Here is a 12,299-nt window from a genome sequence, read left to right on the forward strand (position 1 = left end):
GCCAGCGCGCTGATCTCGGCGCTGGCGGTCATGAAGGCGTTGCGGTGCTCGCGCAGGATGTCGTTCCACGGCGCCGGTGCCTGCTCCGACAGCTCGCGCAGGCTGACGTCGGGCGCCAGCCCCAGCTCGACGGCGACGGCCTCGACCTCGACCGCGCGGCCGAGCTCGGCGCGCCGGATCTCCTCGAGGACCATCTCGACCTCGCGCGTGGCATGACCCAGCCAGCGGGAGCGACCGGCGGCGAGCAGCAGCTGCTCCTCCTCCAGCTTGAACAGCAGCAGCTCGAGCAGCTCGCGCTCACGCCACAGGATCAGCGACAGCTTCTCCACGGCGTCCTCCTCTTGTCGGTGTGCCCACCCCGGATCGTGGCGGGTGCACCCCTCCCATCGGGCGCCCTCGCATGGTCCTGAGCACTTTCTGACCGGCTTTCGCTGCCTCACCCGGATCATGCCGATCGGGACCTTGGGCCCGACCTCCGGTCCAGACTCCCTAATGTTGGGTATTGCGCCCTCGCCGCCCGTTCATCTCCGGCAGCGTCCTGCCTCGTGAGCGACACGAAGACGACGCAGCCCAGCCCCTCCCCGGCGCTGTCCACCGACGAGCTGATCACCGCCAACATGGCGGTCGTCGGCCACATCGTCCGCGAGACCATGGGGCGCCTGCCGTCCTACGTGGACCGCGACGACCTCACCTCCGCCGGCCTCGCCGCGCTCGTCACCGCGGCCCGCTCCTTCGACGCCGAGCGCGGTGTCCCGTTCGCCCGGTACGCCGCCACCCGCATCCGTGGCGCCGTGCTCGACGAGCTGCGCGGCATCGACTGGGCGTCTCGCACCGTGCGCCGCCGCGCCCGCGAGCTCGACGCCACCCGGTCGACCCTCGCCGCCTCCCTCGGCCGGCCCGCGACCGCCGAGGAGGTGGCCACCGCCACCGGCCTGACGGCCCGCGAGATCGCCGCCAACGAGGACGACATCGCCCGCGCCCAGGTGCTCTCGCTCCAGGCCTCCGAGGACTCCTCGCTGGAGGACCTCATCCCCGGCCACGGCCCCAGCCCCGAGTCGCTCTACGAGCACCGCGAGCGCCTCACCTACATGATGGGCGCGGTCGCCGAGCTCCCCGAGCGCCTGCGGGTCGTCGTCGAGGGCTACTTCCTCGCCGAGCGCCCGATGGCCGAGATCGCCGCCGGGCTCGGCGTCAGCGAGTCCCGCGTCTCCCAGCTGCGCGCCGAGGCGCTGGTGCTGCTGCGCGACGGGATGAACGCCGGCCTGGAGCCGGAGCTGGTCGCCCCCAGCGAGCGCCCCGGCGGCTGCGTCGACCGGCGCCGGCACGCCTACTTCGACGCCGTGGCCAGCCGCCACGCGGTCGCCTCCGGTCGCCGCGGCCTGCCCGCGACGCTCGACGCCACCGCCTGAGCGGAAGGCCGGACCGCGCCGCCGCCCGCCGGTGGCGGCCAGAAAAGAAGCACCAGGAAAGTCCCAAGAACTTCTCAGGGCCGGCACCCGCCGGCCGATGAGGATGCCGGAGCCCACGGACGGGCTCCGCGAAACCATTCCAGGAAGGAAATCTCACCATGTCTCTCCGCATCAACCAGAACATCGACGCCTTCAACTCCTACCGCAACCTCTCGGTCACGCAGGGCCAGATGAGCAAGTCCCTCGAGAAGCTCTCGAGCGGCTTCCGCATCAACCGCGCCGCCGACGACGCTGCCGGCCTGGCGATCTCCGAGGGCCTGCGCTCGCAGGTCGGTGGCCTGAAGGTCGGCGTCCGCAACGCCCAGGACGGCATCTCCGTCGCCCAGACCGCTGAAGGCGCCCTCACCGAGGTCCACTCGATGCTGCAGCGCATGAACGACCTGTCGGTCCAGTACAACAACGGCACGCAGAACACCGACTCGCAGGCCGCTCTCGGCGCCGAGTTCGACGCCCTGCAGGAAGAGATCACCCGGATCACCGACAACACCAAGTTCAACGGTGTGGAGCTCTTCGCCGGCGCCTCGCTGACGTTCCAGGTCGGCTCGGAGTCCACCGACACCATCGACGTCTCGGCCACCGCCCTGGCGGCCGTCGACACCTCCGCGGCGGTCATCACGGACAGCACCACCGTCCAGACCGCGATCACCGAGATCTCGACCCAGCGGGCCGAGCTCGGCGCGGTGCAGAACCGGTTCGAGCACACCATCAACTCGGTGAACGTCGCGATCGAGAACCTCTCGGCCTCCGAGAGCCGGATCCGCGACACCGACATGGCCTCCGAGATGGTGAACTTCACCCGCTCGCAGATCCTGTCGCAGGCCGGCACGGCGATGCTCGCGCAGGCGAACCAGGCGCCCCAGGGCGTCCTCTCCCTGCTCCGCTGATCCTCGCCTCGCCGTCGGCCGGTGCCGGCGTCGACTGACCCAGCGGTGCTGGAAGCGCCGATCGCGGACAGCACCACGCGTTCCCGGCGAGGGGCCTCGCCCCTCGCCGGGAACACTGCATTTCCCCTCAGCACCGAACCGAGTGAGCCAGGAGGACGGCATGGCAGGCGCCAGCATCAGCGGCCTGGGCAGCGGCCTGGACACCTCATCGATCATCCGCCAGCTCATGCAGCTCGAGGCCCTCCCGCAGAGCAAGCTCAAGACCAAGCTCGGCACCGAGCAGTCCGCACTGAAGACGATCCAGGACCTGAACGCCAAGGTGGCCGCCCTGACCACCGCCGTCGCCGACCTGGGCAAGGCCGGCGCCTGGTCGCCGCTCAAGGCCACCAGCTCCCTCGAGGGCCTCACGGTCGCCACCACGTCCGGCAGTGCCTCCGGCAGCGTGAGCATCCGCGTCGACGCGCTCGCCGCGGCTCACAGCCTCCGGTTCTCCAGCACCGCCCGGACGACCGACGTGGTGGTCGCCGACGGCACCGAGGTCACGCTGACCGTCAACGGCCAGGAGAGGACCCTCGACACCGGCGACGGCACGCTCGGCGGCCTGGTGAACGCGCTCAACGCCTCCGGCACCGGGGTCCGCGCCAGCACCATGAGGCTCGACGACGGCTCCTACCGGCTCACCGTGCAGTCCGCCGCCAGCGGCGCCGCCTCCTCCTTCGCCCTGACGGCCGCCGACGGCACCGATCTCCTCGGTGGCGCGACGGTGCAGGCCGGGCAGGACGCCGCGATCACCATCGGCGGCGACACGATCCACTCCGCCACCAACACCTTCACCGGGCTGCTGCCCGGCGTCGACGTCACGGTCTCCGCCAAGGCGCTCGGCCAGACGGCGGTCGTGGACCTGGCCGGTGACGCCGCGGGCGCCCGCGACAAGGCCAAGGGCCTGGTCGAGAAGGTCAACGAGCTGCTCGCGCAGCTGGAGAAGGTCACGGCGTACGACGCCACCGCCAAGAAGGCCGGGGCGCTCGGCGGCAACAACACCGTGCGCGACCTGCGCACCAGGCTGCTCGAGGCGGTCTACCCGCCCGACGGCGGCACGATGTCGGGCGTCGGCATCCAGACCGACCGCTACGGCAAGCTCGTCTTCGACGCGACCGCGTTCGACAAGGCGTACGCCGCGGACGCCTCGGGCGCCGCTGCCGCCCTCACCGGCTTCGCCGGTCGCCTCGAGACCATCGGCGCGCGGGCCAGCGACAAGATCGACGGCAGCCTCACCAGCCTGGCCACCGGGAAGACCCAGCAGATCGACCGGCTGCAGGACAGCATCGACGCCTGGGACGCCCGGCTGGAGCTGCGCGAGAAGACGCTGACCCGCACCTACACGGCCCTCGACGTGGCCCTCTCCCGCCTCAACAGCCAGTCCGGCTGGCTGGCGGGGCAGCTCGGCTCGCTGTCCAGGTCCTCGGAGTAAGGAAGAACGATGAATCCGAACGCCCGCGCGGCCTACCTCGACGCCTCGATCGCCACCGCCAGCCCGGCACGGCTGCTGGTCATGCTCTTCGACCGCCTCCGGCTCGACATCAGCCGTGCCCTCGAGGCGCAGCACGGCGGTGACCACCAGGCCGCCCACGGCCAGCTCCTGCATGCGCAGGACATCGTCATGGAGCTCCGGGTCAGCCTCAAGCCGGAGCTCTTCGACGCCGGTCCGGCCCTGGCCGGCCTCTACGACTTCCTGCACGGCCACCTCGTGCAGGCGAACGTCCGTCGCGACCCCACGCTCACCGAGCAGTGCCTGAAGATCGCCGGCGACCTCGGCGACACCTGGCGCGAGGCGGCGATGCAGCAGGCGCTGAGCGCGTGACCACGACGGCCCCGAGGCACGAGCCCGACCGCACGACCGCCTGGACCGCCGTGCTCGACCGCCTCGAGGGCGACCTCGAGCGGGTGGGGCGCCTGCGCGCCGAGGGCCGCGACCCGGGCGAGGTGCCCGAGGAGTGGCACGAGCCCACCGGCCTGGGCCCTCCGCCGGTCGCGCTGCTACCCCGCGCCCGCGACCTCCTGGCCCGCCAGCGGGCGCTCACCGTCGACCTCCACGACGCCCTCCACGCCGTCGTGCGCCAGCAGCGGTACGCCGCCCACGTGAGCCGGGCCGTCGGCGGCCCCCACCAGCCGGCGTACCTCGACGTCAACGCCTGACCACCCCGGCCCCACCGATCGCTGACGGCCCCGGGCGGGCGCCACGGGACCTTGGTCCCCGCCTGGCCGCGACCCGGGCCATCTTGGACTGAATACCCTCAATTGGGGATGGTCCGGGTCGAAGATTCAACTCGAGCAAAGGATTGCTCGGAACCGCCGAAGGACCGGCATCCCCCTCGTTCCTCCAGAGAGGCACCACGTGTCCTTCGCGATCACCGATGCCGTCAGTCGTGCGCTCACCACAGCGCTGGACGGCATCTCGATGCGACAGAACGTCATCGCAGACAACATCGCCAACGTCGACACCCCGGGCTTCCGCGCCACGTCGGTCGACTTCGAGAGCTCGCTGCGCTCGGCCATCGCCGGCGGCGACCTCGACGCGTCGACCGTCTCGGCGTCGACGGTCCCGACCGACACCCCGGTCGGCGCCAACGGCAACAACGTCGACCTGCGCAAGGAGACGCTCTCGGCGATGCAGTCGCAGTTCCAGTACCAGCTGATGACCCGCGCGGTCACCGACCGGCAGAGCCTCCTGCGCTCCGCGATGAGCGGCCAGTGATGGGCGCCTTCGAGTCGCTGCGCATCGCCAACACCAGCCTGGGCATGCACCAGACCTGGCTCGACGCGCTGGCCAACAACATCGCGAACGCCAACACGATGACCAGCACCGACCGGGACGCCTTCCAGGCCCAGATGCTCATCGCCCGCGCGCGCCCCGACGGTGGCGTCGACGTCGCCGGCATCGCCGAGAGCGACCCCGAGGGCCGCATGGTCCTCTCCCCCGACCACCCGCTCGCGGACGAGGCCGGCTACGTCCGCGCGCCGGAGATGGACATGGGATCCCAGATGTCGCAGCTCGTGATGGCCCAGCGGGGCTTCCAGGCGGCGGTGTCCGTCACGAAGTACGCACAGGACGGCTACAGCGCCGCCCTCCAGATCGGGAGGTCATGATGAGCATCGGGGGCATCGAGAGCGTCGGCTTCACGCCGTTCACCGCTCCGGTCGCGGGCAGCGGGTCCGTCACGCTCGGGAGGTCGGCGTCCGCCGCCCAGGGACCTGACAAGGCCTTCGGCGACATGCTGGTCGACGGCCTGCAGAACCTCGAGAACGTCACCGACCGGGCCGACGGGCTGGCCGTCCAGGCCGCCACCGGCGACCTGTCGAACATCCACGACTACACCATCGCGGCCTCCGAGGCCTCGATCACCACCCAGCTCACCGTCGCGGTGCGCAACCGCGCGGTCGAGGCGTTCAACGAGATCATGCGGATGCAGGTCTGATGCGCACCACGCTCACGCGGAACCTCTCGCGCTACCAGCAGACGTTCAACGACTTCGCGCCCGGCCAGAAGGTGGTCGCGATCGTCGGCACCCTCGGCCTGCTCCTCGCCGGCTTCCTGGTCTTCAGGTGGGCCGCGACCCCCGACTACAGCCCGCTCTTCAGCAACATGTCGTCGAAGGACGCCTCCGCGGTCATCGAGAAGCTCGAGGCCGACGGCATCCCCTACGAGATCGGCGGCGGCGGCGGCACGGTCATGGTCCCCCAGGACCAGGTGTACTCGACCCGCATCGCCCTCAGCGGCGAGGGCCTGCCCACCAGCTCCGACGGCGGCTACTCCCTGCTGGACTCGCAGTCCATCTCCGCCTCGCAGTTCCAGGAGCAGACCGCCTTCAAGCGGGCGATGGAGGGCGAGCTCTCGCGCACCATCGGCGCCATCGACGGCATCGACACCGCCGTCGTCCACCTCGCGATGCCGGAGAAGGAGGTCTTCGCCGACGAGCAGGACCCGACCACCGCGTCGGTCCTCGTCGGCACCCGCGCCGGCTCGACGCTCCAGCCCAACCAGGTCCAGGCGATCGTCCACCTCGTCGCCTCCTCCATCGACGGCCTCGACCCGGCCAAGGTCACCGTCGCCGACTCCACCGGCCAGGTCCTCTCCACCGACGACGGCGCCGGCGGCGCCGGCGCCAACAGCCGCAGCCAGGAGGTCGCGGACTACCAGGACCAGATGACCGGCAAGATCCAGGCGATGCTCGACCGCGTCGTCGGCCCGGGCAACTCCACCGTCACCGTCTCCGCGGAGCTCGACTTCGACAAGTCCGTCCAGGAGTCCAAGACCTACTCCACCGCGAAGGGCATCAAGCCGCTCTCCGAGTCGACGCAGACCGAGGAGTACACGGGTCCTGCCGGCGGCAACGCCGAGACCGGCGTCGTCGGTCCCGACGGCCAGATGGACACCGGCGTGGACGGCGCCGGCACCGGTGCGAACGGCGACTACAAGAAGGAGTCCAAGACCTCCGACAACGCCGTCAACACCGTCGTCGAGCGCCGCGAGGCGGCCCCCGGCACGCCCACGATGAAGACGGTCTCGGTGGTGCTCGACTCCGCAGCGGCTCGCGACCTCAACAACGAGGACGTCGCCGACCTCGTCGCCACCGCCGCCGGCATCAACGAGGAGCGCAGCAACGGCGCCGTCGAGGTGCAGAGCATGCCCTTCGACCGCTCGGCCGAGGAGGCGGCGGCCAAGGAGCTCGCCGCAGCGGCCGCCGCGGAGGAGAAGGCCAACCTGAACCAGGCCATCCGCAACGGTGCCCTCGGTGGCGTCGTCGCGCTGATGCTCGCCCTGGCCTGGTTCAAGGGCCGCAAGCGCGCCAAGGCACGCGCCCAGGCCACGTCGTACGTCGTTGAGCAGCTCCGCAACGAGTCGGCCGCCCGCGCCGCCGTTCCGGTGGAGCCGCCGGCCGCCGTCCTCGCCCTGGAGTCCACCGAGCAGATGAGGGCGGAGGAGACGCGCGCCGAGCTGGCCGCCCTCGTCGAGCGCCAGCCCGAGGAAGTCGCGGCCCTGCTGCGCGGATGGCTGGTGCAGAGCTGATGAGCACCGCGACCGCCACCAACGTGGGCGCCCGCAAGGCCGCCATCGTCCTGATCCAGCTGGGACGCGACCGGGCCGCCTCCGTGATGGCCCACATGTCGGAGCAGGAGGTCGAGGCGCTGTCCGCCGAGATCGCCCGCCTCGACAACGTCAACGCGACCGAGAGCGGTGAGATCCTGGAGGAGTTCCGGGACCTGCTCACCGCACGCCAGCACATCCAGCAGGGCGGCCTCGCCTTCGCCCAGCAGATCCTCGAGCAGTCGCTGGGCTCCGAGCGCGCCGCCGAGGTCATCGAGCGCCTCAACGCCGCCGTCGTCCAGATGCCCTTCCAGTTCCTCCACCGCGCCGACCCGGCCCAGCTGCGCTCCTTCATCGCCGACGAGCACCCCCAGGTGATCGCCATGGTGCTGGCGCACATGACCGCCGAGAAGGCCTCGCTGCTCCTCTCGGGGCTGCCGTCGGACCAGCAGGCGCAGGTGGCGCACCGCATCGCCGTCATGGACCGCACGTCGCCCGAGATCATCCGCACCGTCGAGGCCACCCTCGAGCGCAAGCTCTCCTCGATGCTCCAGCCGACCGAGATGTCCCGCGTGGGCGGCGTCGACCCCCTGGTCAACATCATCAACCGCTCCGACCGGGCCACCGAGCGCCAGATCATCGAGGGCCTGGAGAGCCTCGACCAGCCGCTGGCCGAGGAGGTCCGCAGCCGGATGTTCATGTTCGAGGACATCACCGCCATCGACGACCGGTCGGTGCAGCAGATCCTGCGCGGCGTCGACACCGCCACCCTGGCGCTCGCCCTCAAGGGGGTCGCCGAGGAGGTCCGGCTCAAGATCACCTCGAACCTGTCCCAGCGCGCCGGCGAGGGCCTGGTCGAGGAGATCGACCTGCTCGGCCCCGTGCGCCTGGTGCAGGTCGAGGAGGCGCAGCAGGCGGTCATCCGCACCATGCGCCAGCTCGAGGAGAAGGGCGAGATCTCGATCCGCCGTGCGAACGAGGAGGAGTACGTTGTCTGAGGCGCTCGCGGAGGACTTCCGCCCCTACCCCGCCGCTCCGGCCCCGGCTCGCAGCACCGACACCAGCGGAGCGACGCTCACCGCCCTGGCGACACCCGAGCTCCGCTCGGGCACCTGGACCCGCTACGGCGACTCCGGGGTCCTCGCGGACGAGGTCACCGAGCACGTGCTCGCCGCCCTCGCCGAGTCCACCCGGTCGGCGGCCCGCTCCCAGGGCTACGCCATCGGCTGGACCGAGGGCCGGCGGGACGCGGAGGCCGCGGCGTACGTCGCCGCGCGCCGCCACGAGGACGAGCTCGCAGCCGAGCGCCGTCGCCGGCAGGCCGAGCACCGGTCCGCCGTCGCGGCGCTGGAGAGCGCCACGGCGCAGCTCGTCGCGGCCATCGACGTCTGCCGTCGCGACGTCGACGAGCGGGCCACCGACCTGGCGCTGGAGCTGACGCGCACCCTCGTGGGCGCCGCCCAGGACCGGGGCACCGACGAGGACGTCGTACGGCGCGTGCTGGCCGCCACCCCGCAGCAGCCGGGGGTCACCGTGCGGATCAACCCGCGGGCCGGCTCGTGCGCCGACCTCTCGGAGCTGGCCGCCCACGGCCTCACCGTCGTGGTGGACCCCTCGCTCGACCACGGCGACGCCCTGGTCGAGACCGACGAGCGCATCGTCGACCTCCGGGTGGGCACCGCGCTGGCGCGCATCCAGGAGGCCCTGCGATGAGCGTCCTGACCCAGAGCGTCCGGCGCGCCGCGCTGGACGCCGCCCAGCCGCTGGGCCTGGGCCGGGTGACCCGCGTCCTGGGACTCCAGGTCCAGGTCAGCGGCCTGAGCGCCGCCATCGGCGACGTGGTGTCGATCGGCGAGCGCAGCCCCGTGCTCGCCGAGGTCGCCGCGAGCGGCCCCGCCGGTCTCACCTGCCTGCCCCTGGGCTCCACCAGCGGCCTCACCGCCGGCGTCGCGGTGCGCAGCACCGGCGGCCCGCTCGAGATCCCCGTGGGCGAGGAGCTGCTCGGCCGCGTGGTCGACGGCATCGGCCGGCCGGTCGACGGCGGGCCCGCGCTCACCGGCCTCCGCACGGTGGGTGTCGGCCTCAACCCGCCGATGGCGCTGGACCGCCCGCGCATCGACACCCAGATCGGCACCGGCGTGCGCGCGCTCGACGCCCTCACCCCTCTCGGACGCGGCCAGCGCGTCGGCATCATGGCCGGGTCGGGCGTCGGCAAGTCGAGCCTGCTGTCCATGGTGGCCCGCGGCACCGACGCCGACGTCTCGGTCATCGCCCTGGTGGGCGAGCGCGGCCGCGAGGTCCGCGAGTTCATCGAGAACGACCTCGGTCCCGAGGGCCTGGCCCGCTCGGTCGTCGTCGTCGCCACCTCCGACGCCCCGCCCGTGGAGCGCCTGCGCGCCGCGTTCGTGGCCACCCGCATCGCCGAGTCGTTCCGCGACGCCGGCCGGCACGTCATGCTGATGATGGACAGCCTCACCCGCGTCGCCATGGCGCAGCGCGAGATCGGCCTCTCGGCCGGCGAGCCCCCGGCGACCCGCGGCTACCCGCCCAGCGTCTTCGCCCTCCTCCCCCAGCTCCTCGAGCGGGCCGGCACCTCGCCGGAGGGCAGCATCACCGGCCTGTACACCGTGCTCATCGAGGGCGACGACCTCCAGGACCCGATCGGCGACACCGCCCGCTCGATCCTCGACGGCCACGTCGTGCTCTCGCGCCGCCTCGCCACCGCCGGCCACTTCCCGGCCGTCGACGTGCTCGAGTCCATCAGCCGGGTGACCTCCGCGGTGACCACCCGCGAGCAGCGGTCCGACGCCACCCGGATGCGCCGCCTGATGGCCGCCTTCCGCGACGTGCGCGAGCTCGTCGAGATCGGTGCGTACGCCAGCGGCGCCGACGCCGACGCGGACGCCGCCATCGCCGCGATGCCGGCCATCGACGCCTTCCTGCGCCAGGACATGGACGACGCCAGCCCGCTGGCCGCCACCTGGGGCCGGCTCGGCCGGGTCGTGGGCAGCGAGGTGGTCGCGTGAGCACCGTCCACGACGCCGGCCTGCAGGCCGTCGCCCGGGTCCGCGGGGTCCGTGAGCGCGACAGCCGCCAGGGCCTCACCACCGCCATCGCCGAGCACGCGGCCGTCGAGTCCGGCGTACGCACCCTCGAGCAGCAGCTCGACGCCCAGCCCGCCTTCCTCGCCGGCACCTCGGTGACCTACCTCGCCGACCGCACCCACGCGCTGGCCGTGGGCCAGGCACTCGTCGTCCGCCGGGAGGACCTGCGCGTGTCGGCCTCGGTGATGGCCGCCGCCACGTCCCACTGGCGCAGCGACCGGTCGCGGCTCGAGGCCGTCTCCATGCTGCTGGCGCGCCGCGCCGAGCAGCGTCGCGCCGAGCGCGCCCGCACCGAGGCCGCCCAGCTCGACGACGCCGCCGCCCAGGGCTGGCTGCGTCGCCGCACCCTGACCGAGGAGGTCCGCGCATGAGCATCGGCGACGTCACGTCGCGGATCTCCGCGATCCAGGCCCAGCTCGACCTGCTGGCGCCGCAGAGCAACCCCGTCTCCAGCGCGGCCTTCGCCGACGTGCTGAGCTCCACGGCGCTGACCTCCGCCTCGGCATCCCCCGGCGTGCCGGCGGCCGGCGCCACCGCCGACGGCCTCGCCGTCGTCGAGGAGGCCAAGCAGTACCTCGGCGTGCCGTACGTCTGGGGCGGGACGAGCCCGACGGGCATGGACTGCTCGGGCCTGGTGCAGATGGTCTACGAGAAGTTCGGCTACGACCTGCCGCGCGTCTCGGCCGACCAGGCCCGCGCCGGCCGGCCGGTGGCGAGCATGGCCGAGGCCCAGCCGGGCGACCTCATCGCCTGGGACAACTCCAGCCGCAACAACGGCGTCGACCACATCGCCATCTACATCGGCGGGGGCAAGATGATCGAGGCGCCGCGCACCGGGCTCAACGTGCGCATCGTCGACGTGCCGACCACGCCCGACGTCATCCGCCGGATCCTGCCCGACGGCGCGGCCGTCACCGGGCCGACCGCCACCGCCACCGCCGGTGGCGCGGTGCCGTCCTTCGTGCCGTACGCCGATGCGTTCAACACCGCCGGCCGCGCCCACGGCGTCAGCCCCCTGCTGCTCTCGGCGGTCGCTCGCCAGGAGTCCGGGTTCGACGCCGACGCGGTCAGCTCCGCAGGCGCCCAGGGCCTCATGCAGCTGATGCCCGCCACCGCGAAGGGCCTCGGCGTGACCGACTCCTTCAACCCCACGCAGGCCGTCGACGGCGCCGCCCGTCTGCTGAAGGACCTGATGACCCGGTTCGGCAGCACCGAGCTCGCGCTCGCCGCCTACAACGCCGGTCCCGGGGCGGTCCTGAAGTACGACGGCATCCCGCCGTACGCCGAGACCCAGAACTACGTCCGCTCGATCATGAGGACCCTGGAGGCCACCACATGACCCCGGTCTCGATGCCCGCGCCCGTCGCCCCGCTGGTGACACCGGCCGGCGGAGCGGCGCCGGTGGCCGACACCGGCGCGGGGGCCGGGGAGTTCGCCAGCCTGATGGCAGGCCTGCTCGGCGAGGGCGCGGCCGCGGCCGGCGAGACCCCGGCCGCCGCCGCCACCGCACCTGCCGCCGTCCCCGGTGCTGCCGGTGCGCCCGGCGCCGTCGTCGACCCCGCGCTGGCCGCTCTGACGGCCGCCACGACGCCGGTCGTCCCGACCGCGCCGGGCACCGTGGACACCAAGGGCCCGGACACCCCGGTGCCCGGCACGCCGGGGACGCCGGTGCCACCGCAGGGCCGTCCGGGCCCGGTGACCGACGACGGCGAGGTCGTGCGCACCTACGGCTGCACCACCGGCGTGATCGTCAAGA

General features: G+C 72.7%; 15 protein-coding genes and 1 pseudogene. 15 read left to right on the forward strand and 1 reads right to left on the reverse strand.

Going from position 1 to position 12,299, the window contains the following annotated elements; translation table 11 throughout:
• Positions 1-329: flagellar export chaperone FlgN (gene flgN, locus QZX64_RS01305; RefSeq protein WP_295656323.1), on the reverse strand; the 329-nt coding region annotated here is incomplete at its 3' end.
• Between the two features lie 216 nt (positions 330-545).
• Between flgN and QZX64_RS01310 the strand changes: the two genes are divergently transcribed.
• From QZX64_RS01310 to QZX64_RS01380, 15 genes and pseudogenes are all read left to right on the forward strand, one after another.
• Positions 546-1,409 carry a sigma-70 family RNA polymerase sigma factor gene (locus QZX64_RS01310; protein ID WP_295656325.1) on the forward strand — a complete coding sequence of 288 codons (864 nt, stop codon included), beginning with the start codon at positions 546-548 and terminating at the stop codon, positions 1,407-1,409.
• Between the two features lie 158 nt (positions 1,410-1,567).
• On the forward strand, positions 1,568-2,353 hold the full coding sequence (locus QZX64_RS01315) for a flagellin (RefSeq protein WP_295656327.1): 786 nt from the start codon (positions 1,568-1,570) through the stop codon (positions 2,351-2,353).
• Between the two features lie 160 nt (positions 2,354-2,513).
• Positions 2,514-3,824 (forward strand): flagellar filament capping protein FliD, encoded by a 1,311-nt coding sequence (gene fliD, locus QZX64_RS01320; RefSeq protein WP_295656329.1) that lies wholly within the window; start codon positions 2,514-2,516, stop codon positions 3,822-3,824.
• 9 nt (positions 3,825-3,833) lie between these two features.
• Positions 3,834-4,214, forward strand: a complete 381-nt coding sequence (gene fliS, locus QZX64_RS01325) for a flagellar export chaperone FliS (RefSeq protein ID WP_295656331.1) — start codon at positions 3,834-3,836, stop codon at positions 4,212-4,214.
• A complete protein-coding gene (locus QZX64_RS01330; RefSeq protein WP_295656332.1) occupies positions 4,211-4,549 on the forward strand; it encodes a hypothetical protein in 339 nt (112 codons plus the stop codon). The genes fliS and QZX64_RS01330 overlap by 4 nt, the downstream gene beginning before the upstream one ends.
• Before the next feature lie 199 nt (positions 4,550-4,748).
• Positions 4,749-5,108: a flagellar basal body protein gene (locus QZX64_RS01335; protein WP_295656333.1), complete on the forward strand. Its 360-nt coding sequence runs from the start codon at positions 4,749-4,751 to the stop codon at positions 5,106-5,108.
• A complete protein-coding gene (locus QZX64_RS01340) occupies positions 5,108-5,500 on the forward strand; it encodes a flagellar basal body rod protein FlgC (RefSeq protein ID WP_295656335.1) in 393 nt (130 codons plus the stop codon). Before QZX64_RS01335 ends, QZX64_RS01340 begins: the two co-directional genes overlap by 1 nt.
• Complete coding sequence (gene fliE / locus QZX64_RS01345) at positions 5,500-5,829, forward strand: flagellar hook-basal body complex protein FliE (RefSeq protein WP_295656337.1); 330 nt, start codon at positions 5,500-5,502, stop codon at positions 5,827-5,829. Before QZX64_RS01340 ends, fliE begins: the two co-directional genes overlap by 1 nt.
• On the forward strand, positions 5,829-7,421 hold the full coding sequence (fliF, locus tag QZX64_RS01350; protein WP_295656340.1) for a flagellar basal-body MS-ring/collar protein FliF: 1,593 nt from the start codon (positions 5,829-5,831) through the stop codon (positions 7,419-7,421). Before fliE ends, fliF begins: the two co-directional genes overlap by 1 nt.
• Positions 7,421-8,437: a flagellar motor switch protein FliG gene (fliG, locus tag QZX64_RS01355; RefSeq protein ID WP_295656342.1), complete on the forward strand. Its 1,017-nt coding sequence runs from the start codon at positions 7,421-7,423 to the stop codon at positions 8,435-8,437. The genes fliF and fliG overlap by 1 nt, the downstream gene beginning before the upstream one ends.
• Positions 8,430-9,152, forward strand: a complete 723-nt coding sequence (locus QZX64_RS01360; RefSeq protein ID WP_295656344.1) for a FliH/SctL family protein — start codon at positions 8,430-8,432, stop codon at positions 9,150-9,152. The genes fliG and QZX64_RS01360 overlap by 8 nt, the downstream gene beginning before the upstream one ends.
• On the forward strand, positions 9,149-10,465 hold the full coding sequence (locus QZX64_RS01365; RefSeq protein WP_295656346.1) for a FliI/YscN family ATPase: 1,317 nt from the start codon (positions 9,149-9,151) through the stop codon (positions 10,463-10,465). The genes QZX64_RS01360 and QZX64_RS01365 overlap by 4 nt, the downstream gene beginning before the upstream one ends.
• Positions 10,462-10,914 carry a flagellar FliJ family protein gene (locus tag QZX64_RS01370; RefSeq protein WP_295656347.1) on the forward strand — a complete coding sequence of 151 codons (453 nt, stop codon included), beginning with the start codon at positions 10,462-10,464 and terminating at the stop codon, positions 10,912-10,914. The genes QZX64_RS01365 and QZX64_RS01370 overlap by 4 nt, the downstream gene beginning before the upstream one ends.
• Positions 10,911-11,882: a transglycosylase SLT domain-containing protein gene (locus tag QZX64_RS01375; RefSeq protein WP_295656348.1), complete on the forward strand. Its 972-nt coding sequence runs from the start codon at positions 10,911-10,913 to the stop codon at positions 11,880-11,882. The genes QZX64_RS01370 and QZX64_RS01375 overlap by 4 nt, the downstream gene beginning before the upstream one ends.
• Positions 11,879-12,299: pseudogene (locus QZX64_RS01380) on the forward strand (hypothetical protein); the annotation flags it as partial. The gene QZX64_RS01375 and the pseudogene QZX64_RS01380, both read left to right, overlap by 4 nt.

This window comes from uncultured Nocardioides sp. (assembly GCF_902805925.1).
Lineage (GTDB): Bacteria > Actinomycetota > Actinomycetes > Propionibacteriales > Nocardioidaceae > Nocardioides.